The sequence below is a fragment of the Mesorhizobium sp. M2E.F.Ca.ET.209.01.1.1 genome, assembly GCF_004010375.2.
GTDB lineage: Bacteria > Pseudomonadota > Alphaproteobacteria > Rhizobiales > Rhizobiaceae > Mesorhizobium.
The window spans coordinates 219,343-239,752 of record NZ_SADP02000007.1; the positions used below are offsets into that span (position 1 = coordinate 219,343).

At 63.0% G+C, this 20,410-nt stretch carries 24 protein-coding genes and 1 tRNA gene; 9 read left to right on the plus strand and 16 right to left on the minus strand.

Annotated elements, in window-relative coordinates:
* Positions 1 to 112: 112 nt before the first annotated feature.
* The 9 genes from yacG to EN852_RS15835 all read right to left on the minus strand — a co-directional run bounded on the left by yacG (position 113) and on the right by EN852_RS15835 (position 5,883).
* On the minus strand, positions 113 to 334 hold the full coding sequence (gene yacG, locus EN852_RS15795; protein ID WP_127875934.1) for a DNA gyrase inhibitor YacG: 222 nt from the start codon (positions 332 to 334) through the stop codon (positions 113 to 115).
* Entirely contained in the window at positions 331 to 957 is a 627-nt protein-coding gene (locus EN852_RS15800; protein ID WP_112131327.1) for a Maf-like protein, read from the minus strand. The genes yacG and EN852_RS15800 overlap by 4 nt, the downstream gene beginning before the upstream one ends.
* Positions 958 to 976: 19 nt before the next feature.
* Positions 977 to 1,195 carry a translation initiation factor IF-1 gene (infA, locus tag EN852_RS15805; RefSeq protein ID WP_006200926.1) on the minus strand — a complete coding sequence of 73 codons (219 nt, stop codon included), beginning with the start codon at positions 1,193 to 1,195 and terminating at the stop codon, positions 977 to 979.
* Between the two features lie 87 nt (positions 1,196 to 1,282).
* A complete protein-coding gene (locus EN852_RS15810; protein ID WP_281407790.1) occupies positions 1,283 to 1,732 on the minus strand; it encodes a low molecular weight phosphatase family protein in 450 nt (149 codons plus the stop codon).
* A gap of 103 nt (positions 1,733 to 1,835) precedes the next feature.
* On the minus strand, positions 1,836 to 2,321 hold the full coding sequence (locus EN852_RS15815) for a UPF0262 family protein (RefSeq protein ID WP_127875933.1): 486 nt from the start codon (positions 2,319 to 2,321) through the stop codon (positions 1,836 to 1,838).
* A 2-nt stretch (positions 2,322 to 2,323) separates the two neighbouring features.
* Entirely contained in the window at positions 2,324 to 3,616 is a 1,293-nt protein-coding gene (gene hisD, locus EN852_RS15820; protein ID WP_127875932.1) for a histidinol dehydrogenase, read from the minus strand.
* A 2-nt stretch (positions 3,617 to 3,618) separates the two neighbouring features.
* On the minus strand, positions 3,619 to 4,053 hold the full coding sequence (locus EN852_RS15825) for a DUF2948 family protein (protein WP_127867422.1): 435 nt from the start codon (positions 4,051 to 4,053) through the stop codon (positions 3,619 to 3,621).
* A gap of 196 nt (positions 4,054 to 4,249) precedes the next feature.
* Positions 4,250 to 5,542: a UDP-N-acetylglucosamine 1-carboxyvinyltransferase gene (murA, locus tag EN852_RS15830; RefSeq protein WP_127875931.1), complete on the minus strand. Its 1,293-nt coding sequence runs from the start codon at positions 5,540 to 5,542 to the stop codon at positions 4,250 to 4,252.
* 140 nt (positions 5,543 to 5,682) lie between these two features.
* Positions 5,683 to 5,883 (minus strand): hypothetical protein, encoded by a 201-nt coding sequence (locus tag EN852_RS15835; RefSeq protein WP_127875930.1) that lies wholly within the window; start codon positions 5,881 to 5,883, stop codon positions 5,683 to 5,685.
* A gap of 225 nt (positions 5,884 to 6,108) precedes the next feature.
* Here EN852_RS15835 and EN852_RS15840 point away from each other — a divergent pair.
* Positions 6,109 to 6,183 (plus strand) — tRNA-Thr (locus EN852_RS15840).
* A 57-nt stretch (positions 6,184 to 6,240) separates the two neighbouring features.
* Here EN852_RS15840 and EN852_RS15845 read toward each other — a convergent pair.
* From EN852_RS15845 to EN852_RS15870, 6 genes are all read right to left on the minus strand, one after another.
* Positions 6,241 to 6,948, minus strand: a complete 708-nt coding sequence (locus EN852_RS15845; protein ID WP_127875929.1) for an NAD(P)H-dependent oxidoreductase — start codon at positions 6,946 to 6,948, stop codon at positions 6,241 to 6,243.
* A 27-nt stretch (positions 6,949 to 6,975) separates the two neighbouring features.
* On the minus strand, positions 6,976 to 7,452 hold the full coding sequence (locus EN852_RS15850) for a DoxX family protein (RefSeq protein ID WP_127875928.1): 477 nt from the start codon (positions 7,450 to 7,452) through the stop codon (positions 6,976 to 6,978).
* A gap of 11 nt (positions 7,453 to 7,463) precedes the next feature.
* Complete coding sequence (locus tag EN852_RS15855; protein ID WP_127875927.1) at positions 7,464 to 8,249, minus strand: DNA-binding domain-containing protein; 786 nt, start codon at positions 8,247 to 8,249, stop codon at positions 7,464 to 7,466.
* Complete coding sequence (locus EN852_RS15860; RefSeq protein ID WP_127875926.1) at positions 8,236 to 9,270, minus strand: DUF692 domain-containing protein; 1,035 nt, start codon at positions 9,268 to 9,270, stop codon at positions 8,236 to 8,238. The genes EN852_RS15855 and EN852_RS15860 overlap by 14 nt, the downstream gene beginning before the upstream one ends.
* Positions 9,271 to 9,313: 43 nt before the next feature.
* Positions 9,314 to 9,583 (minus strand): DUF2282 domain-containing protein, encoded by a 270-nt coding sequence (locus EN852_RS15865; protein ID WP_127867415.1) that lies wholly within the window; start codon positions 9,581 to 9,583, stop codon positions 9,314 to 9,316.
* 231 nt (positions 9,584 to 9,814) lie between these two features.
* On the minus strand, positions 9,815 to 10,672 hold the full coding sequence (locus EN852_RS15870; protein ID WP_127875925.1) for a hypothetical protein: 858 nt from the start codon (positions 10,670 to 10,672) through the stop codon (positions 9,815 to 9,817).
* A gap of 303 nt (positions 10,673 to 10,975) precedes the next feature.
* On the opposite strand from EN852_RS15870, the gene EN852_RS15875 reads away from it, so the two are divergent.
* The 4 genes from EN852_RS15875 to EN852_RS15890 all read left to right on the plus strand — a co-directional run bounded on the left by EN852_RS15875 (position 10,976) and on the right by EN852_RS15890 (position 14,405).
* Positions 10,976 to 11,890 (plus strand): LysR family transcriptional regulator, encoded by a 915-nt coding sequence (locus EN852_RS15875; RefSeq protein WP_127875924.1) that lies wholly within the window; start codon positions 10,976 to 10,978, stop codon positions 11,888 to 11,890.
* 188 nt (positions 11,891 to 12,078) lie between these two features.
* Positions 12,079 to 12,579, plus strand: a complete 501-nt coding sequence (locus EN852_RS15880) for a cupin (protein ID WP_127875923.1) — start codon at positions 12,079 to 12,081, stop codon at positions 12,577 to 12,579.
* Between the two features lie 89 nt (positions 12,580 to 12,668).
* Positions 12,669 to 13,871, plus strand: coding sequence for an MFS transporter (locus EN852_RS15885; protein ID WP_127875922.1), 1,203 nt, complete (start codon positions 12,669 to 12,671; stop codon positions 13,869 to 13,871).
* 108 nt (positions 13,872 to 13,979) lie between these two features.
* The gene (locus EN852_RS15890) at positions 13,980 to 14,405 is read left to right on the plus strand and encodes a DUF302 domain-containing protein (RefSeq protein ID WP_246694310.1); all 426 of its coding nucleotides are present in this window, start codon (positions 13,980 to 13,982) and stop codon (positions 14,403 to 14,405) included.
* Positions 14,406 to 14,464: 59 nt separating this feature from the next.
* Here the strand turns inward: EN852_RS15890 and EN852_RS15895 are convergent, their stop codons facing one another.
* Positions 14,465 to 15,376, minus strand: coding sequence for a LysR family transcriptional regulator (locus EN852_RS15895; protein ID WP_127875920.1), 912 nt, complete (start codon positions 15,374 to 15,376; stop codon positions 14,465 to 14,467).
* Positions 15,377 to 15,628: 252 nt separating this feature from the next.
* On the opposite strand from EN852_RS15895, the gene EN852_RS15900 reads away from it, so the two are divergent.
* Genes EN852_RS15900 through EN852_RS15915 form a run of 4 tightly spaced genes read left to right on the plus strand, consistent with a single transcriptional unit; the run spans position 15,629 to position 20,379 of the window.
* On the plus strand, positions 15,629 to 16,411 hold the full coding sequence (locus EN852_RS15900; RefSeq protein WP_127875919.1) for a 3-hydroxybutyrate dehydrogenase: 783 nt from the start codon (positions 15,629 to 15,631) through the stop codon (positions 16,409 to 16,411).
* Positions 16,412 to 16,433: 22 nt separating this feature from the next.
* Positions 16,434 to 17,585 (plus strand): patatin-like phospholipase family protein, encoded by a 1,152-nt coding sequence (locus tag EN852_RS15905; protein WP_127875918.1) that lies wholly within the window; start codon positions 16,434 to 16,436, stop codon positions 17,583 to 17,585.
* Between the two features lie 33 nt (positions 17,586 to 17,618).
* A complete protein-coding gene (locus EN852_RS15910; RefSeq protein ID WP_246694300.1) occupies positions 17,619 to 19,013 on the plus strand; it encodes an NAD(P)/FAD-dependent oxidoreductase in 1,395 nt (464 codons plus the stop codon).
* 19 nt (positions 19,014 to 19,032) lie between these two features.
* The gene (locus EN852_RS15915) at positions 19,033 to 20,379 is read left to right on the plus strand and encodes an NAD(P)/FAD-dependent oxidoreductase (protein ID WP_127875917.1); all 1,347 of its coding nucleotides are present in this window, start codon (positions 19,033 to 19,035) and stop codon (positions 20,377 to 20,379) included.
* Positions 20,380 to 20,410 lie beyond the last annotated feature (31 nt).

Genomic DNA, 20,410 nt, shown 5'->3' on the forward strand with positions numbered 1-20,410 from the left:
GGGCAATTGTCGCAGGCGCGTGATGAGGTTCGAGCGAAGCAATCGCGCTTGCCGGCAAAGCCGGGATCTGATTGCCCGCAACCGCCGTGGAACGGCGGCTTGCGGCCCGCATTCAACCCTCGTCCTTGGGCGCGGTTCCCGGCTCCGGGCTGTCCTCATCTTCCTCTTCGCCGTCACGACCGGGAATGACATAGGCACCCTTCAGCCAGCGATTGAGGTCGATGTCCTTGCAGCGCGCGGAGCAGAACGGATAGTGCTCGCGCGAGGAAGGTTTTCCGCATTCGGGGCAGGGCCGCTTCGGCCGAAGCGGTGTCACCTTGTCGTCCGGGCTCATGAGCGTGAGGCGTGCCAGTTCTGGTGCGCCTTGAACCCTTCGCCCGAAAGCAACGCGACACTTTCATAAAGCGGAAGGCCGACCACATTGGTGTAGGAGCCGACCAGCTTGACGACGAAGGAGCCGGCCAGGCCTTGCACGGCATAGCCGCCGGCCTTGCCGCGCCATTCGCCGGAGGCGACATAGGCGTCGATCTCCTCGCGCGGCAGCCGCTTGAAGCGCACCCTGGTTTCCACCAGTCGCTGGCGCAGCTTGCCGCCCGGCGTGATCAGGCAGACGCCGGAATAGACGCGGTGCGAGCGGCCGGAGAGCAGGCCGAGGCAATTGATGGCGTCGTCGATCGTCTCGGCCTTGGGCAGGATGCGCCGCCCCACCGCCACCACCGTGTCGGCGGCGAGGATGAAGGCGGGCGCGTAATCCTCCTCGCTTTTCAGCGAGGCCAGCGCCTTCTCGGCCTTGTCCTTGGACAGGCGCTTGGCCAGCGAACGCGGATGCTCGGCGCGCTGCGGCGTCTCGTCGACATCGGCGGGCAGCACCCGGTCCGGCTCAATGCCGGCCTGTTGCAAGAGTTCGATGCGGCGCGGCGAACCCGAGGCAAGCACGAGCTTCTGCAGGATGCTCATCGCGCTTGACGCCGATTTGCTACTTGAAACGGTAGGTGATGCGGCCCTTGGTCAGGTCGTAAGGCGTCATCTCGACCAGGACCTTGTCACCGGTCAGCACGCGAATGCGGTTCTTGCGCATGCGGCCGGCCGTGTGGGCGATGATTTCATGTTCGTTTTCGAGCTTCACGCGGAACATCGCATTGGGCAGCAGTTCGGTGACCACACCTGGAAACTCGAGGACTTCTTCCTTCGGCATTCGATACCTTTGCTTGGATGGGCGTTCCAGGACTCGGCTGGAAATTGCGGCGGAACCTATATGATAATCGTCCGCTTGTGAACACGCTTAATCCGTCGCGTTTTTAACCTCTGAAAGCAGGAAACGTCGGCTTATGCGCGCCTTCAGCCGCTCGCGCACATCGCGATAGGCCGCCATGATGTGCTCGCGGGTGCCGCCAGTGTCGGTCGGGTCGGGCATCGGCCAGTATTCGACCTCGACGGCGAGCGAGCGGGTGAGCTCGAGCGCGGCGTGGTGTGCCTCCGGCGCCAGCGTCACGATCAGATCGAAATAATCATCCTCCAGATCCTCCAGCGTCCGGGGCTGCCGCTCGCCGAGCGACAGGCCGTCCTCGGCAAGCACCGAGTCGACGAACGGGTCGCGCTCGCCGGCGCGCACGCCGGCAGAAGCGACGAAGGTGGTGGCGGGCAGCATGCGGCGCGCCAGTTGCTCCGCGATCGGCGAGCGTACGGCGTTCATGCCGCACAAAAACAGGATCGAGTGGGGCAGGGCGGGCACTAGAGCATGATCCCAAAAAGTGGGACCCGGTTTTTGGAAAAGATCATGCCCCTACGAAGAGCTGGATCAGGACGGTGTTGTTTCAACGAAACATCATCCCGATCTAGCCCCGCCAGTGCAGCACGCAGACCAGCGTGAACAGCCGGCGCGCCGTGTCGAAATCGATCTCGATCTTGCCGGCGAGCCGGTCCATCAGCGTCTGCGAGCCCTCATTGTGCAGGCCGCGCCGGCCCATGTCGATCGCCTCGATATGACTGGGCGTCGAGGAGCGGATGGCCTCGTAATAGCTTTCGCAGATCAGATAATAGTCCTTGACGATGCGCCTGAGCGGCGTCAGCGACAGGATGTGGGTGACCACCTCGGCGCCGTTCTCGCGGCTGACGGCAAAGACCAGGCGCGACTCAGCCAGGGACAGCTTGAGCTTGTAGGGACCGGCGCCGTCGTCGTTGACCGGCTTGAAACTGTTTTCCTCGATCAAGTCGAAGATCGCCACCGCCCGCTCGTGCTCGACGTCGGGCGTCGAACGTCCGATCGTTTCGTCGAGCTCGACGTCGATCAGCCTGTTGCGGGTTTGGTCATGGCCCGACATCGCTACATGTTCAGCCTGATCGCGACGGAGCGGGCATGCGCATCGAGCCCTTCCGCCTTGGCAAGCGCGATCGCGGCGGGCGCCAGCGCCTTGAGCTGCTCCGGCCCGAGCTTGAGGATCGAGCTGCGCTTGACGAAATCGAGCACCGACAGACCCGACGAGAAACGCGCCGACCGTGCTGTCGGCAAGACGTGGTTGGAGCCGCCGACATAGTCACCGATGACCTCCGGCGTATGCCGGCCGATGAATACGGCGCCGGCGTTGCGCATTCTGGAAAGGAAGCCCTCGGCATCGTCGAAAGCGAGTTCGACATGCTCGGCCGCGATCCTGTCGACCAGTGGCAGCGAGGCCTCCAGCGTCGGCACTAGGATCACCGCGCCGAAGTCGCGCCAGCTCGCAGCCGCCGTCTCGGCGCGCGGCAGAACCTTCAGCTGGCGTTCGACAGCCTGCTCGACCGCCTTGCTGAATTCGGCATTGTCGGTGATCAGGATCGATTGCGCCGAGACATCATGCTCGGCCTGCGCCAGCAGGTCGGCCGCAATCCAGTCCGGATCGTTGTCGGCATCGGCCACGACCAGCACTTCCGACGGCCCGGCGATCATGTCGATGCCGACCGTGCCGAACACCTGGCGCTTGGCCGCCGCGACATAGGCATTGCCCGGCCCGACGATCTTGGCAACGGGCCTGATCGTCTCGGTGCCATAGGCAAGTGCTGCAACGGCCTGCGCGCCGCCGACGCGGTAGATCTCCGAAACGCCGGCAAGGTCGGCCGCCACCAGCACCAGCGGATTGATGACGCCGCCCGACGCCGGTACGACGATGACGATGCGCTCGACGCCGGCGACCTTGGCCGGCACGGCATTCATCAACACCGAGCTCGGGTAGCTCGCCGTGCCGCCGGGCACATAAAGGCCGACGGCCTCGATCGCCGTCCAGCGCGAGCCGAGCTCTACGCCGGCGGCATCCGTGTAGCGGTCGTCCTTCGGCTTCTGCCGCTCGTGATGCGAACGGATACGGTCGCGCGCGAATTTGAGCGCCTCGACGGTCGCCGGGTCGGCCGCTTCATAGGCCTTGGCGATGTCGCTTCTCGAGACGGCGATGCCGAGCGCGCCGAGATCGGCTCTATCGAACTTCAGCGTGTAGTCGATCAGCGCCTTGTCGCCTTCAGCGCGCACGCGGGCGATGATGTCGCGCACCACGGCCTCGACGTCGGCCGACACTTCCCGCTTGGTGGTGAGGAAGGCCGAAAAACGCTGTTCGAAATCGGTATCGGACTGGCGGAGCGTGATGGCCATCGTCAGCCTCTGTGCACAGGTCGCGAGGCGGCTTCCCAGGAGCCGCCGACATCGGCAAGCCTCGCCTCGATGCATTCGACGTCGAGCATGATGGTGCCGCCGCCCGAAAACACCAATTCGACGATGCCGGCCGGCTTGCTGATGGCAATGAAGCTGATCGCCAGCAGCGACAGCACTTCGGCGGGCTTGTCGCGTTGAATGCCGCTGGTCTTGACGCCGAGCACGCGGTCGAAATGCAGAACGCTCTGCCGCCGTTCATTGTGCTGGCGAAACAGGCCCGATTTCGCTTCCCAGACGAAGCGGTTCATGGTCAGCACGAAGCGCTTGGCCGCCGGCAGGTACTCCAGGTCGGAGACCTTCATCACGGCGTCCTGGACATGCGCCGAGACGATGCTCAGATCCTGGTCGTCGAATGCGATGAGCTTGAGGGCTGCCATGCGGGATGCGCACCTGAACGTTGATAATTCAGCGTTCTGTTAGAGCATGATCCCGAAAAGTGGAAACCGGTTTTCGGTAAGGATCATGCTCACACAAAAAGCGAGAGCGTGGTTGAACTCGGCTAGGTCGAGTTCAACCACGCTCTAGTGGGTCTTTCCGCTCGGCGCAACCGCCCGGAAAGAATGCCGCGGAACGTCAGCCCGAAATGCGCTCGATCACCGCGCCGCAGCCCGAGAGCTTCTCTTCCAGCCGCTCGAAGCCCCGGTCGAGGTGGTAGACGCGGTTGACCGTGGTCTCGCCTTCGGCGGCAAGGCCGGCGATCACCAGCGACACCGAGGCGCGCAGGTCGGTCGCCATGACGGGAGCGCCCTTGAGCTTGGCGACGCCGTCGACGATCGCCGTCTGGCCGGAAAGCGTGATGTGAGCGCCGAGGCGCGCGAGCTCCTGCACATGCATGAAACGGTTCTCGAAGATCGTCTCGGTGATGCGCGACTTGCCCTTGGCCATCGTCATTAGACCCATGAACTGCGCCTGCAAGTCGGTCGGGAAGGCGGGGAAGGGCGCGGTGGTCACGTCGACGGGCGCAATGCCGGCGCCGTTGCGCTTGACGCGGATGCCCTCGTTGGTGGGCGTGATCTCGGCGCCGGTCTCGACGAGAACGTCGAGCGCCGTCTGCAACAGGTCTGGCCGCGCGCCTTCCAGCATCACATCGCCGCCGGTCATCGCCACCGCCATGGCATAGGTGCCGGTCTCGATGCGGTCGGGGATGACGCGGACACGGGCGCCGGACAGCGCCTCGACGCCCTGGATGGTGATGGTGGAGGTGCCGGCGCCGTAAATCTTGGCGCCCATGGCGATCAGGCATTCAGCGAGATTGACGATTTCCGGCTCGCAGGCGGCGTTTTCGAGCACCGTCTCGCCCTTGGCGAGCGAGGCCGCCATCATCAGCACATGGGTGGCGCCGACCGACACTTTCGGGAACACGTAGCGATTGCCGTGGAGACGGCCGTTCCTGGTCTTGGCCACGACATAGCCATTGTCGACGTCGAGCTCGGCGTCCAGCGCCTGCAGGCCTTCGAGGAACAGATCGACCGGGCGCGTGCCGATGGCGCAGCCGCCGGGCAGCGACACCTTGGCCTCGCCCATGCGGGCAAGCAGCGGGCCGATCACCCAGAAGGAGGCGCGCATCTTCGACACCAGCTCGTAAGGCGCGGTGGTGTCGACGATGTTGCGGGCGGAAAAATTTATGGTGCGCGAATAGCCCTTCTGCTGGCTCTCGCGGCGGCCATTGACGGAATAGTCGACGCCGTGATTGCCGAGGATGCGGATCAACTGCTCGACATCGGCCAGATGCGGCACGTTTTCGAGCGTCAGCGTGTCGTCGGTGAGCAGCGAGGCGATCATCAGCGGCAGTGCCGCGTTCTTGGCGCCCGAGATCGGAATGGTGCCGGCAAGCTCATTGCCGCCGACAATTCTGATGCGATCCATAAGAAAACGTCCCCTCGGCCCGGAACAGGCCGCTTCAATCGGTTGAGTGTGCCCGGCTTAGACCATTGGCCGGCTTGGTTCAAGAAATAGGATTTTCCTAAAACCGGACCGACTATGGCCGGGCAGTATGGCTGATTTGGTCAGTCCTTGTGCATTTTTCCAGCAGCCGGCAAGCCTTCAGACCGTTGATCGGCATCGCGGTCGCGCTGCTTGTCAGCGTCGCCCGCGCGCCGGGAACGCGTCTGCGCCTTGCGCTTCTGCAGGTTGGCGCGCAGCGCCTCGGCCAACCGTTCCTTGCGAGCGGCTTCGCCCTTTTTCGGTGGATTTGTCTTCTCGCCCATCGTCCAATCCCTGACCGATCGTCAGCCGGCTGCGATTCCGCAATGGGTAGCATTTTGGCCCGGCGATGTCATGAAAGCGGGCGGCCGGGTGGGTTTCGCGCCGTGGGTTGGCTGCGCATGCCGCTTCGAGCCGCATAATTGTTGGCAAGAATCGCATGCGACGCTTTGGGTTTTTCTTGGCCTTGCGCTTGCCGGTTCGATATGGCAGAAGCGCCGCCATCGCAGGCTGCGGTAGCTCAGTGGTAGAGCACTCCCTTGGTAAGGGAGAGGTCGAGAGTTCAATCCTCTCTCGCAGCACCAGCACTTCCCTTTGAACGCGCTGACGCTTTTGGCAGGCGAAGGCCGGCGCTCATTTGTTCAAGCCGACTTCAGAACATGGGTGTCGTCGAAGTCCGCCAGCTTCGGATATGCGATCGTAGGAGCGTGTGCGAGGCTGAGGACGCGATCCCGGTAACGATCGAGGAACAGCTGGCGCTCACCGTCGCTGATGCGCGCCGGCGCGTGCACGAGGAAAGGCTCGATCACCGTGAAGCCGACGAAATAGAGCATCCCATGGTTGATCGGGAACAGGATCTCAGAGATCGGGCCGTTCAGTCCTCGGTCTGAATAGATCGGCGGCGGTCCGCCGATCGTGACGGAGCACATCGCGCGCTTTCCTGAGAAGACGCCGCGATCATACCATTTGCCGCCGCCATAGATTCGGCCACCCGATGCGAAGACCCGGTCAACCCAGCCTTTGAGGATCGCCGGCAGCCCGAACCACCAGAGCGGAAATTGCAGGATCAGGACGTCGCACCAGAAGAGCTTGTCCATCTCCGCCTGGATGTCGGGAGCAAATCCGTCCTGGGCCGCAGCATTCGCCTCCTCAGCCTGCTGGCGATAGTAGTTCGCATCGAGCACGGTCGTGAAGTTGCGGCGGTCTGACACCGGATTGAAGCCCATCGCATAAAGGTCGGAGATCACGACCTCGTGTCCCGCCGCGGACAAGGCACCCTGCGCCATGCGGGTCAGGGCGCCGTTGAAGCTGTTGGGCTCGGGGTGAGCGTGAACGATGAAGACGCGCACCGTGCGTTTCCCACCTGGCCGGAATGTCTATTTTCTGGGTGCCGAAAGGATTCGCGCGGCGACCTGGTCGAGCGAAAGGACGCCGGCGCCGCGTGTCAGCACGAGAAGCAGCAACGAGCCCCACAGCAAATGCTCGGCCCAGTTTTCCGGATAGACGAAGAACTGGATGACGGCGACGACGCCGAGCAGCATCAGCGCGGCCAGCCGCGAAAACAGCCCGAAGAAGACCAGCACGGAGCCGGTCAGCTCCGCGGTCGTCGCAAGCGGCGCCGCGATCGAAGGGTCGATGAACGGCAGATTGTATTCGTTGGCGAACAACTGCAGCGTCACTGGCCAGGATGCCAGCTTGCTCTGGGCCGATTGCCAGAAGACATGTGCCACCGCCACGCGCGCGGCGAGTTGGACCAGCGAAAAAGGAATGTGTTCGGGCAGCTTGATGATACGCTTGTAGAGGCCGACAAAGCCGGCCGGGTTGGACGAGGATTGCTCCGATATTGCGGTCATGACCGTCTCCGTCAGTTTGAGGGGGAATTCGCGGCGACCCGCACGTCGGTGACGAGCCTGTCGCGGAACAGACGCACAAGGGCCGAAACCAGGTCGAAGGCTGGGTCGAGCGCCAAGGCGCGGCCGGTGGCATGCTCGAGGCCGAAACCGTGCTTCAGTGAATGCCAGAAGGCGAAGCTCGCGCGGTCGAGCAGAAAAAGCCGCACGTAGTTGCCCGATCGCCACAACGCCACGCGTTCGGGGCGCCTTGTCCAGGTGATGTTTTCGTCGACCGTTGCCTCCTGTTGATGCGCCATCCATACCGACAGGATCGACCAGTGCGAGACGATCAACCGCAGCGAGGGCTGGAGCTGGATATCCGGCGACAGTCCAAGATCGGTGTGGTCATATTCTGCCAGGCTGCGAGGCGGCAGCGACGCCGTGTCGAGCGCCTCCGCTATGGCCCATTCGAGACGCGCCGTCTCGGCGACGATCGGCATGTCGGACAGCGTGTCGATCGTTTTCAGGAAGCGTGGAAAGCCGGCGCCGTAACGTGCCAGCCGCGACTCCACTGGCGGATGCCGCCGAATGAATTCGCTAGCCGCAAAGCGGAAGAAGCGTTCGTCGACGAGGCGGACGGTCACGGGAAACACCGCCATCAGCGCTGCGGTGAGGGAACTGCGCGTGTTGTTCTGGTAAATCCGCAGGCGCGCCAGCGGATCTGCCTTGCCGGCGGTCAGCATATTTGCGGCGACCACCGGCTCCATGGCCAGCACCGACCGCGCCATGGTGGTCTGCAAGTGTTCAAGCGGCAGCATGGTATTCCTCCTCGATTGAGACAAGCGCCGCGGACATGCACGGCCTGGCGCACCTGGCAGCGGCAAACGCCGCAAGGACGGGCATGCCGGTCGTCGTTTCGCTTTGGACAGAAAGATGGATCGGCGTCGCTCGCGTTTTGGTCGTTTGCTCGCGCCGCGCAGCTTGCTTGCGGTTGAACATGATCGACGCGGTCAGCATGTCGGCCCACATCGCTTCGCCAAGCAGCACGTCGAGGATGGGAACGTCGGTGTCCCACTCGATCAAGGTTGGGCGCGGCCCGAGCCGGTCTATGGCATGCTGATAGAGCGCCCAGACGACGGGAGGCACGCGCGAGCCATGATCGTCGATGAGCACAGTGTCGGCGCCGACGTTGTTGGTCGCGTGGCCGGCAAGGTGGATCTCGCCGATCGCCTCCGCCGGCAGCGCGTCGATGAAGGCCTTGGGGTCGTATTGCAGATTGTGTGCCGAGACCTGGACGTTGTTTACGTCGAGCAACAAACCGCAGCCGGTCCGAGCCACGAGCTCTGCGAGGAATTCGGCCTCGGTCATCGAGGAGTCCGCAAAGGCGACGTAAGCAGACAGATTCTCGATCAGCACCTGCCGCTTCAGCGTTTCCTGGACGGTCTCGACGTTGCGCGCGACGATCGCCAGCGCTTCTTCGTCGTAGCGCAGGGGTAAGAGATCGTTGAGATAGGCGCCGTCGGCGACGCTCCAGGCCAGATGCTCGGAAACGAGATCGGGCTGGAAGCGCTCACAGACCTTGCGTAGTCGCTCCAGATGATCGCGATCCAGGCCTCGCGCGCTGCCGAGCGACAAGCCGACGCCATGCACCGAAAGGGGATAGATCCCACGCAGTTTTTCCAGCGCCTCGACGCCGGCGCCGTCACCCATGTAGTTCTCGGCGTGGACCTCGAGCCAGCCTGCGGAAGGGCGCCGCGTCAGCATCTCCGCGATGTGAGGCGAGCGAAGACCGATGCCCGCCGATGCGGGGATTGCAAGAGGTGAAAACATGCTGGACATCGGTCTCCTCCATTCTGGTCTGGTTGGCTCGAGGTGGAAGTTGCTAGGCTTTCGGCTTGTCGCTGCCGCCGGTGATCTTGGCGCAGCTGCCGGCGGGCACGTAGAGCCAGGAATCCGGCTGGTTGTCGGCGGTCGCGGTGCCGGCGCAGGAATGCGTCGCGGTCTGGCAGTCGTTCTGGCCGGCCTTGACGACGCCGTAGCACTTCTCGAAGGCGAAGCCGGGCTTGGCGGCCGGGCCGCTGTATGCCGCCGTCGCGGCGAGCGTGGTGGCAGCCGCGAGGGCCGATCCGATAAGGGTCTTGGTGTTGATCACAGGCTTGTCTCCTGGTTGGCGTTTCGAGGGAAAGACCGGCCTTAGGCCCGTCTGCAGATCAGTCTCTCCGATCGTGGCGCCGAGCTGAAATGCTGTCTCGGCATGGAATTGATACGCGGCCACTATGTTCAGGAGCTCGGCGCGAAAAAGCCCTCCGGCGGGGCACCGGAGGGCTTGGCACCTGCGTTCGGGAGTATGCGATGCAGGCGCGGCTAGGCGGGAGGGAGACGCCTAGATGTATTGGGTTCGACAGCCGATGGCCGGACGTTCGTCGGTGCTGAAAAGATCAGTCGCAAGCCAGCCTTCGGCACATTGTCGACCTCTGTCACGCATGTCGGTCAGTTCGCCCCAGTCGATCCAGGGTCTGACGAAGAGTGCAGCCCCTGCTCGGTATTGACCGTCGAAGATGGTGTGAACCGGCGCGCATTTGGTCGCGCAATGGGTGGAGGAAAAGCTGCGGTCCGGACATAGCGTCGTGAACAGCGAAGGCCTGCCTGCGATGATCAGGCGGTGGCTCGTTTTCGGTGATCGAGCAGACGGGAATTGCGAGATGTCGCCGTCCCCCCAATAGCTATCACCGTCGATTTCCACAGGCGGGGAGAGGAACGGGACGATGGCTGCCGCCACGATCGCGTTGATCGACAGCTGCTCACCGGAAAATATCTTCACAGCGTCGGTGCGGGCATTGACGGCCAGGACGCCCAGCTTCACCGGGCAGTCTTCGTTATTGATCTGCTTGAGGTCGATCGACTGATCCAGCATCGATCGCAGCAGGCTCGTTCTGTCGATGGCGAACATGGAGGCATGGCTGACGCGCCGCCAGAAATTGGCGAGTGCCGTGCGCGCACCGCGCCTGCCGCCGACGCTTAAGCCGTAGACAAAGACCGCCGCCTGCATTGCTGCAAAGCCCGACGCGGTAACGCCGCTCACGTTGCAGTTAGCCTCGTCCAGCAGCCGATCGAGCACACCCCAGACGAAGGCGCCATGCGCGTCATTCGCCAGCATGATGTCGATCGTCCGGCCTTCGACACCAAGATGCGCCACTGGCGTGGCGGCTTCGGCTGTTCTCACTGCGGACTGGGCAAGCATGGTTTGGTCTCCATCCCCAAGGTCGCCAGCAAGGGCGATTTGGAGAGAGACTGCCGCATCTTATTGTGCAGCCGAAATGCCAAGGTGGCATGAAGTCCATAGGCAGATTGCATTGGCTGCCGGTCGTCGCGCGCCGCACTTTTTATCCGACTAGGCAGCTGCTTTGGCACAGCTGATACCCCTCAGCGTTGTCGCATTACGAAACGCTATCGACTTTATAGCCCCCGCGCATTGGCGTGATCCGGTCCATTGCGGCAGTCTTCGAGCATGCAAATGCATCTATGCAGCTGAGGGACGATACGCATGGACATCCATCACATCCGCTACTTCCTGGCCGTTTGCGAGACCCGGAATTTCACGCGCGCCGGCGAGAAGTGCAATGTCACCCAGCCGGCGCTGTCGCGCGCGATCCAGCAGCTCGAGGATGAGGTCGGCGGCCTGTTGTTTCGCCGCGAGCGGAATCTGACCCATCTCACGGATCTCGGTGCCTTGTTGCGCCCGCGGTTCCAGCAAATTCTCGATGAGGTGAGCGGCGTGCGTCAGGAAGCGTCGAAATTCCTCTGCCTCGAGAATGCAAATCTCAAGGTTGGAGTGATGTGCACAATCGGTCCGCGGCGATTTACCGGTCTGTTGACGGAGTTCAACAGGCGCCAGCAAGGCATCCAGCTGCAGCTGGTGGAGGGCGTTCCGGCCTCCCTTTCGCAACTCTTGGAAGCCGGTGAGATCGATGTGGCCATCATGGCATCGAGCAACAGTTTCCCGGAGCGCTTCGATGTCACGCCGCTCTATCGCGAACGGTTCGTGCTTGCCTTTCCCAACGGCCATCGGCTGGCCCGCAACGACAATGTCGCCATCTCGGAACTCGACGGCGAGAACTATCTCAGACGGCTGAACTGCGAGTATCGCGATTACCTCGCCGGCCTCTGCAGCGAACGCGGCGTGAAGCTCAGGATCTCCTACGCCAGCGAACGCGAAGACTGGATTCAAAACATGGTCTCAGGCGGGCTGGGAATCTGCTTCATCCCGGAATTCAGCGCCGTCATTCCGGGATTACAGATCAGGCCAGTCGTCGATCCCGAAGTTTGGCGCGAAGTCTCGCTCGTAGTGGTAGCGGGGCGCCGCTTCTCGCCGGCAACATCGACCTTCGTGAACAGCGTCAAGGCGCATAGCTGGCCGGAAAGCGGCATCGACCTGTCGGTCAGGAAGAACGCTGCATAGCATTTCGAAATGAAGTCTAACGCCGCGATTGAATGTCGTAGCGGCATAGTTGCGCTGGCGCTGTCATCCACCATAGTTTTCAGGTATCGAATTAAGAGCCAGTCAGCATTTCTCTTTTTTCGAGGCTGCCGTCACTCTCCTCTCATGCCCCGCTTCCGCGATTGGGCACCGACAAAGGAGAAATAGACATGGCTTCCAAGACTATTGCATTGCGGGTGCCGCTGAAGCTGGCGTTGACACTCGGACTTCTCACCGCGACCGTCGCGTTTTCGGTGGCCCCGGTTTTCGCCGGCGACTGCCCTGCCGGCCAGGCCGCCACGACCGACATCCAGGAGCATCCCAGCAAGCCCGTCGGCGTGACGGACACGGTTCTTTCGGCGATCGATCTCAGCCCGAAGGGCGAAGCCTGGAAGGGCAATATGCTGCGTCTGCGCAAGCTTGTCGTTCAGCCGGGCGGCGTGGTGCCGTGGCATGAGCACACGGCTCGCCCCGCCAACATTATCGTCGTCGAAGGCTCCATCACCGAATACGCCAGCACCTGCAAGGTCGGCATCGAACATCCGGCCGGCGACGTGACGGCCGAGTTCGGCCAGCTCGCCCATTGGTGGAAGAACAACGGCAAGGTCCCGGCGGTGCTCTACTCAGCCGACGTTCTGCCGCCGGCGATGCACAACGACCACATGATGTGAGCCGCTCGTCGCGGCCAGCGGATCCCAGCAGCAGCAACCAACAGCGCGTCCTCGGGCGATCGCCTGAGGACGCATGCCAGGAGCTTGTGATGACGACCAGTGAACATTCCGAACCGACGCGGCTTCGCATGGTTGCCGCGGACAGCTGGCGCTTCGGGCTGATCGCCCTGATCGCGTTCCTGACGCTCGTCGACCTGTTCGCCACCCAGGCCATACTGCCTTCGCTGGTGGTGAAATTCGGTGTCAGCCGCGCCACCATGGGCTTCGCCGTCAACGCGAGCACCTTCGGCATGGCGGTGGCCGGGATCGCCGTCGCGCTTTTCGGGCGCGGCATCGATCGCCGCAACGGCATCTGGATCAGTCTGGCCATCCTGGCGATCCCGACGACGCTGCTTTCGCAGACGGACAATATTGTGGTCTTCGCCCTGCTGCGCGTAGCGCAAGGCCTTTGCATGTCGACTGCATTCACGCTCACCATGGCCTACCTGGCGGAGCATTTTTCCGCCCGGCAGACTACGAGCGCGCTTGCGGCCTATGTGACCGGCAATGTTGCCAGCAACTTTTTCGGCCGGCTGATGTCGGCCGCTGTCGCCGACATGTTCGGCATCTCCACCAACTTCCTGACCTTCGCCGCGCTTAATCTGCTCGGCGCCGCTCTTGTCTGGTTCACGCTGCAGAAGACCTCGGCGATGATGCGCGCCGAACTGGAAGGCCAGCCTGCCCGCGCCGCCTGGAAAGCGCCGTTGCGGAACGTCGAGCTGCGGGCCTGTTTCGCGATCGGCTTCCTGATCCTGTTCGTCTTTATCGGCACGTTCACCTACGTGAATTTCCAGCTTGTCGCGGTGCCGTTGTCGCTGACCCCGATGGCCCTCGGCGCCGTCTATTTCGTCTTCCTGCCATCGATGCTGACGACCCCGCTTGCCGGCCGAGTCGCAGCGAGCCTTGGCCCGAGGGGAGGGATCGGAGCGACGCTTGCGCTGGCAATCATCGGTTTGCTTCTGCTGCTCGCACCCAGTCTTCCGATCGTTCTCGCCGGGATGGCGCTCATTGCCGTCGGCACATTCCTGGCTCAGGCGATAGCCACGGGACATGTCAGCAGGACCGCGTCGCGCGATCGTGCTGCTGCGAGCGGCATCTATCTCGCGTCCTACTATGCGGGCGGGCTCGCCGGCAGCTTCCTCATCGGACAGATCTACGACCGTGTCGGCTGGACGGCCTGCGTGGCCGCGCTGGTCGCGGTTCTCGCGGTAGCGATCGCGGTTGCCCGAACGCTGAGGACGCCAGCCGCGTGACCGTTTGCGCCGGCAAGATCACCCCAAGAAACTCAATCCATAGAGAACCCAGCAACCAAGGAGAATGCGATGAGAGCCTACCTGAAAACCCTGATCACCGGGGCCGCCATGTTGATGACGGTCATCCTTCCGGCCGCCGCCTCGGACGGCGTCGTCACCGTGAAGAGCGACTACTCGGTCGCCGAGACCGTCGCCCGCATCAAGAAGGATGTGCTCAAGAAGGGCCTCATGTTCTTTGGCGTGATCGACCAGGCGAAGCTCGGCAACAAGGCCGGCAACGACGTCCGGCCGTCGCGGCTCGTCATGTTTGGCAATCCGGCGCTCGGCACGACGTTCATCACCTCAAATCCCGAGGCCGGCCTGGACTGGCCGGTGCGCGTGCTGGTTTACCAAACCGGAGATGGCACAGTTTACGCAGCCTACAGCGACTTCGACTGGATTGCGAAGCGGCACGGCATCACCGACCGGCAGGCACAGTTCAAGATGGCGACAGAGGTGATCCAGTCCGTCACATCGTCGGTCCGGAAGAACTGATCGGCGCGAAACGCCGAAATGCTTAGGCTCTCCGAGCCTGTAAGCCTCGCACAGACAGATCATTCCGCGGCGGACAACGCCTTCACCCGCTCGCCGAACCATTTCTTCTGCGTGGCCTCTCGCACCAATGCGCCGACCGCGGGCGAATGCCTGCGGCCGCGCACCGTGACCAGATTGACGTCACGCCAGAATTCCGGCTCCGTAATCGGCAATGCCGCCACACCTGGGTGCTTGGCGGTGTGCTCGGGCATGAATCCGAAACCGAGGCCGGCAGCGATCATGGCAAGCGTCCAGTCGTCGCGATCGCTCCAGTAGACCGGACTGACGGTAACGCCTTGTTGCGCAAGGATGGCATCCGCATAACCGGCAAATTCGCAGTTGTTGCGGTGAATGTAGCTTTCATTGCTCATGTCTTTGACCCGCACGACCTGCTGGTTCGCCAGCCGGTGCGACAGGTGAACCGCCATCACCATCTGCTCGCGAAACAGCGGCAGTGAGTGAACCTCCTCGTCGGGAACGTCCGACGGCAGCGCATAGATGGCGGCTTCAAGATCCCCTTCGAGCAGTCTCTTGCGAAGATTCACGGCGTCTGAATCGCAAAGGTGAAGCTCCACGCCAGGATGATGCCCGCGGATGGCTGCGATCAGCTCGATGATCTCGTCCGGAGCGATGGTGCTCATGATGCCGACCTTGAGCGGCATCTTCTTCAGGGTCACATATTGCTCGGCGATCTGCTTTGCCTGGCGAGAGTTCTCGAAGACTCCCTCGAGATAGGTCTCGACCATGCGGCCGAGCTCGGTGAGGTGAGTGAAACGCCGCTCGCGGTGGAAGAGGGGCCCGCCGAATTCATCCTCCAGCAGCTTGATCGCACGCGACAGCGCCGGCTGCGTGACGTTGCACTGCTCGGCCGCTCTGGTGAAATTCAACTCCTTGGCGACGGCCAAGAAGTATCGGACTTGGCTGATCTCCACTGCACGCTCCCCTCACTGGACGCGCATACGGCATGACCCGCGTAGCCACGCAATCTTACTAGCTGCCGTTACGTCAAACAACCCGACCGGTCGATCGAGGTCCCGGGCTTGGAGCCAACGATCTGACCGTCAGCTATCGAATCCATGTCTCAACGGCATTTCCGCAGCTTGCGGCGGTTCACCATACTAATCCTCAGATCCAGAGCCGGCCCGCGCCGTGGCTCGTAGCCGCGCAATCAGAAGGACAAGACGATGCTCAAAGGCAAGACAGCGCTCATCACCGGTTCGACCAGCGGCATCGGGCAAGGTATTGCCGAAGCCTTCGCGGCCAAGGGCTGCAACATCGTTCTGAACGGCTTTGGCGACGCCGCCGAGATCGAACGCCTGCGGGCAAAGCTCGCCGCCTATCATAAGGTCGCCGTCCGCTACGACAATGCCGACATGAGCAAGGGCGACGCGATCACCTCGATGATGGACAAGGCCATTGCCGAGTTCGGCGTCGTCGACATATTGGTCAACAATGCCGGCATTCAGCATGTCGCGCCGATCGACGACTTCCCGATCGAGAAATGGGAGGCGGTCGTGGCGATCGATCTGATGTCCTCGTTCTATACGATCCGGCGCGCCCTGCAGGCGATGAAGGTGCGCAAATGGGGTCGCATCATCAATGTGGCCTCGGCGCACGCGCTCGTCGCATCGCCCTACAAGTCCGCCTATGTCGCGGCCAAGCACGGCGTCGCCGGCCTGACCAAGACCGTCGCGCTGGAAGTTGCCGAACTGGGTATCACGGTCAACGCCGTTTGCCCCGGCTACGTGCTCACGCCGCTTGTCGAGAAGCAGATACCCGACACGGCCAAGGCCCGCGGGATCACCGAGCAGCAGGTGATCAAGGATGTTCTGTTGGCCGCGCAGCCCACCAAGCAGTTTGTCACGGTCGAGCAGGTTGCCGCGCTGTGTCTGTTCCTGGCGTCGGACGAGGCGGCCTCGATCACCGGCGCCGTGATGCCGATCGAAGGCGGTTGGACCGCCCACTAGACCTGCATAGGGAGCGAAGGCCATGAACAAGATCGCGCAAAACCTGTCCGTTCCGGAAGCAGAACCGGCGACTGGACACCAGAGCGACGTCAAACGTCAGACCGTCGTTGTCCTTCAAGGCGGCGGCGCGCTCGGCGCCTATCAGGCCGGCGTCTACCAGGCGCTGGTCGAGGGCGGCATCGAACCGGATTGGGTCATAGGCACGTCCATCGGCGCCATCAACGCCGCGCTGATTGCCGGAAACCAGCCCGGCGATCGTCTGCCCAGGCTTCAGGAATTCTGGGATGGCGTCGGCCGGAGCAGTCCATTCGACGAGTTTTTCCGGATGATGGTTCCGAGCAACATCTTTGCCAATATGGGCACCGTGATGCGCGGCATCCCGGGATTCTTCGAACCGAACCCGAGCGCCATGTTTGGCGTGAACCGCGAGGTCGGTGTCGAGAATGCCTCCTACTACACGACCGATCCGCTCAAAAGGACGCTGAACAATCTGGTCGACTTCGACTACCTCAACGGCCGCCACACGCGGCTGACGGTCGGCGCGGTCAACGTCAACACCAGCGAGCTCAAATACTTCGATACGCGCGAGATGATCCTGTCGGCGGCGCACATCATGGCGTCGGGCGCCTTGCCGCCGGCGTTTCCCGCGGTGTGCATCGACGGCGAGCCCTATTGGGACGGCGGCATCTATTCTAACACGCCGATCGAGGTGGTGCTCGATGCGCGACCCAGGCGAGACGCGCTGATCTTTGCCGTCAACATGTGGCAGCCCCGCGCTACCGAACCCAAATCGATCTGGCAGGTCATGGGGCGGCAGAAGGACCTTCAATACGCCAGCCGCGGCCGGAGCCACGTTGCACGGCAGGAGCAGTTGCATCGGCTTCGGCATGTCGTGCGCGAAATGGGAAAGCTCGTGCCCGAGGAGCTTCGCGAGGATCCGATGTTCAAGGAACTCGCCTCCTATGGCTGCCCGTCGGTCATGCACCTCGTCCGCCTGCTGTCGCCGCGACTGGACGGTGAGGACCATACCAAGGACATCGACTTCACCCGCTCGGGCATCCGCACCCGCTGGCAGGCAGGATACGAGCATGGGCAGCGCGTCCTCACCGACAAGCCTTGGGAATGCGAGGTCGACATGCTTCAGGGCATCGTGATCCACGAATCCCAAGAGTGATGCGCCGCGCCGAGAAAGATACGGAGACCACCGATGCAAATCATCACCCCCGGCATGCGGTTGATCCCGGAAGCCGTGCTTGCCAACGATGCTGCGCTGTTCCGCACGATTGCGGAGACTCCCTCGCACGGGGACAAGTCACTGCATCGCGTGGTGATTGTGGGCGGCGGCGCGGGTGGACTGGAGCTGGCGGCGCGCCTCGGCCGCAAATTCGGCAACCGTCGGCTTTCCGTCACGCTCGTCGACCGAAACCGCACCCATATCTGGAAGCCGCTGTTGCATGAGGTGGCATCCGGCGCCTTGAGCGCGTCGCACGACGCGGTTGAATACATCGCCCATGCCAGCCGCCATGGCTACCGATACCGCGTTGGCGAGGTCGTCGGCATCGATCGCGCCAAGCGCCGGGTCTTCGTCGCGCCCAGCTTCGACGATGACGGTCGCCAGGTCATCCCGCCGCGTGTCCTGGGCTACGACACGCTGGTCATGGCCGTCGGCAGCGTCAGCAATGACTTTGGCACCCCGGGTGCCGCGCGCCACGCCATTGCGCTAGACAACGCCGAGCAGGCGGCCCGGTTCAACAAGCGGATGATCGACGCATGCCTGCGCGCCAACGCGCAATACGAGCAGCTTTCGCCTAGTCAGCTTCATTGCGTCATCGTCGGCGCCGGCGCCACCGGCGTCGAACTGGCGGCGGAACTGCACAAGTCGATGCGGGAAATTGCGTCGCATAATCTCGACAACATCGATTTCGAAAGGCTGATCCGCATCACCATCGTCGAAGCAGGGCCTCGCATTCTGCCCGCGCTGCCCGAGCACATGGCCCGCGCAACAGCGCGCTTGCTGATCAAGCTGGGCGTCCAGATACGTTGCGGCATCAAGGTCACCGAAGTGACCGAAGACGGCATCCGGCTTGGCGAAAAGCTCTTTGTGCCTGCCGAATTGGTCGTCTGGGCGGCCGGTATCAAGGCGCCGGAGTTCCTGAAGGGCCTCGATGGTCTCGAAACCGACCGCATCAACCGCCTTATCGTCGACGAAACCTTGCGGGTGGTCGGCGACGAGAATGTGTTCGCGATTGGCGACTGCGCGAACTGCGTGCTGCCGGGCGAAGAAAGCGCCTTGCCGCCGCGAGCCCAGACGGCCCATCAGCAGGCAGACCACATGGCCAAGGTGATTGCAGCACGTCTCGCGGGGCACGCCGCGCCGGCGTATCGCTACCGCGACTATGGTTCCCTGGTTTCGCTGGCCGACTACGGTGCGTTCGGCAGCCTGATTGGAGGGCTGAAGATCGAAGGTCTCGTTGCGAGGCTCGCCTATCGCTCGCTGCACAAGATGCATCTCAAGGCGGTGCACGGACTGGCGAAGACCATGCTGGCTTCGATCGGCGAGATGATCGTCAGGCGCGCCAGACCGCGGATCAAGCTTCATTGAGCGCGGCGGAGGCGGTGCGATGGAAAAGTATGACGTCGTGATCCTGGGCGGCGGCAATGCCGGCATGGGCGCCACGGTCGCGACGCGCGCCGCCGGACTTTCGGTCGCCATGATCGAGGCTCGCGACCTCGGTGGAACCTGTCCCAATCGCGGATGCACGCCGAAGAAGGTGCTGGTTGCGGCGGCCCACGCCCTCGACGAGATCGCGAGAGCCGGCACCCATGCAATCAAGATCGAACCGCCGAGGCTCGATTGGCGAGCCCTGATCGAGCGGGAAAAGGACATCATCGCGGATATCCCGGCCAGGCTGTCCGCATTGATGGCCAAGCGAGGCGTCGATGTCATCCACGGCGAAGCCGCATTTGTCGCCAGCAATGCCATCCGCGTCGGCACCCGAGAGCTCGAGGCCAGGAACATCGTCATTGCCACCGGCTCGAAGCCTCGCCCGCTATCGGTCCCCGGGTCGGAATTTCTGACCACATCCGACGATGTGCTGAGCGATCCTGTGTTGCCTCGCGCCGTGGTGTTCATCGGCGGTGGCGTTATCGCCTTGGAACTGGGTCACGTTTATGCGCGCGCCGGCGTCGAGGTCACCATCCTCGAGGCACTGCCGCAACTCCTCGGAGGCTTCGACGAGGATGCCGTCGCCCAAATCCGTGCCGAGAGCGAGCGGCTGGGCATCAGGATCCATACCAAGGCTTGGGTCAAGAAGATCGAAACGACCGACGGGCGGCTGCGGGTGAGCTTCGCGAAGGATGGCGCCGAATGCTCGGTCAACGCGGATCGGGCCGTCAATTGCGCGGGGCGCGTGGCCAATGTCGAAGGGCTCGATCTTGGGGCGGGTGTCATCGTGCATCGCGAAGGCCGCATCGAGATCGACCAGCATCTGCGCTCGCGTTCCAATCCAGACGTCTATGTCTGCGGCGATGCGGTGTGGAACTCTCCGCAACTTTCGCCGGTAGCGACCTATGAAGGCGGGATCGTCGGCCGAAACATCGTCGACGGCCCGAAGCATCGGCCCGACTACAGTCACATACCTGCGTCCCTCTATAGCATTCCGGCCGTGGCTGCCGTCGGTTTGACCGAGACCCAGGCGAGGGAATGTGGCTTCATCGTCAACGTCCACCTGAACGACATGCAAGGCTGGCTCTCCGCCAGGACTTACGCGGAGCCGGTCGCGTGGTCGAAGATCATAGTCGAGGAAACGACAGGCAGGATCCTTGGAGCCCATCTGGTCGGCCATGCCGGGGAAGAACTGATCCACACCTTTGCGCTCGCGATGAAGCACGGCATCACGGCTCGAGAGCTGTCTGAGATGGTCTGCGCTTTCCCGACCTTCACAGCGGATATCAGGAACATGATGTAACGCGTCGGCCCAGGCCGGCGAAGTAGAGCGG

What these genes read in the sequence shown, in the direction of transcription:
- EN852_RS15905 (WP_127875918.1), top strand. Translation starts at nt 16,434, where the DNA reads ATGAACAAGATCGCGCAAAACCTGTCCGTTCCGGAAGCAGAACCGGCG.
- EN852_RS15915 (WP_127875917.1), top strand. Translation starts at nt 19,033, where the DNA reads ATGGAAAAGTATGACGTCGTGATCCTGGGCGGCGGCAATGCCGGCATG.
- EN852_RS15875 (WP_127875924.1), top strand. Translation starts at nt 10,976, where the DNA reads ATGGACATCCATCACATCCGCTACTTCCTGGCCGTTTGCGAGACCCGG.
- EN852_RS15860 (WP_127875926.1), bottom strand. Translation starts at nt 9,270, where the DNA reads ATGTCCAGCATGTTTTCACCTCTTGCAATCCCCGCATCGGCGGGCATC.
- EN852_RS15885 (WP_127875922.1), top strand. Translation starts at nt 12,669, where the DNA reads ATGACGACCAGTGAACATTCCGAACCGACGCGGCTTCGCATGGTTGCC.
- hisD (WP_127875932.1), bottom strand. Translation starts at nt 3,616, where the DNA reads ATGGCCATCACGCTCCGCCAGTCCGATACCGATTTCGAACAGCGTTTT.
- EN852_RS15815 (WP_127875933.1), bottom strand. Translation starts at nt 2,321, where the DNA reads ATGTCGGGCCATGACCAAACCCGCAACAGGCTGATCGACGTCGAGCTC.
- EN852_RS15835 (WP_127875930.1), bottom strand. Translation starts at nt 5,883, where the DNA reads ATGGGCGAGAAGACAAATCCACCGAAAAAGGGCGAAGCCGCTCGCAAG.
- EN852_RS15870 (WP_127875925.1), bottom strand. Translation starts at nt 10,672, where the DNA reads ATGCTTGCCCAGTCCGCAGTGAGAACAGCCGAAGCCGCCACGCCAGTG.
- yacG (WP_127875934.1), bottom strand. Translation starts at nt 334, where the DNA reads ATGAGCCCGGACGACAAGGTGACACCGCTTCGGCCGAAGCGGCCCTGC.
- EN852_RS15890 (WP_246694310.1), top strand. Translation starts at nt 13,980, where the DNA reads ATGTTGATGACGGTCATCCTTCCGGCCGCCGCCTCGGACGGCGTCGTC.
- EN852_RS15855 (WP_127875927.1), bottom strand. Translation starts at nt 8,249, where the DNA reads ATGCTGCCGCTTGAACACTTGCAGACCACCATGGCGCGGTCGGTGCTG.
- murA (WP_127875931.1), bottom strand. Translation starts at nt 5,542, where the DNA reads ATGGATCGCATCAGAATTGTCGGCGGCAATGAGCTTGCCGGCACCATT.
- EN852_RS15880 (WP_127875923.1), top strand. Translation starts at nt 12,079, where the DNA reads ATGGCTTCCAAGACTATTGCATTGCGGGTGCCGCTGAAGCTGGCGTTG.
- infA (WP_006200926.1), bottom strand. Translation starts at nt 1,195, where the DNA reads ATGCCGAAGGAAGAAGTCCTCGAGTTTCCAGGTGTGGTCACCGAACTG.
- EN852_RS15850 (WP_127875928.1), bottom strand. Translation starts at nt 7,452, where the DNA reads ATGACCGCAATATCGGAGCAATCCTCGTCCAACCCGGCCGGCTTTGTC.
- EN852_RS15900 (WP_127875919.1), top strand. Translation starts at nt 15,629, where the DNA reads ATGCTCAAAGGCAAGACAGCGCTCATCACCGGTTCGACCAGCGGCATC.
- EN852_RS15825 (WP_127867422.1), bottom strand. Translation starts at nt 4,053, where the DNA reads ATGGCAGCCCTCAAGCTCATCGCATTCGACGACCAGGATCTGAGCATC.
- EN852_RS15910 (WP_246694300.1), top strand. Translation starts at nt 17,619, where the DNA reads ATGCAAATCATCACCCCCGGCATGCGGTTGATCCCGGAAGCCGTGCTT.
- EN852_RS15800 (WP_112131327.1), bottom strand. Translation starts at nt 957, where the DNA reads ATGAGCATCCTGCAGAAGCTCGTGCTTGCCTCGGGTTCGCCGCGCCGC.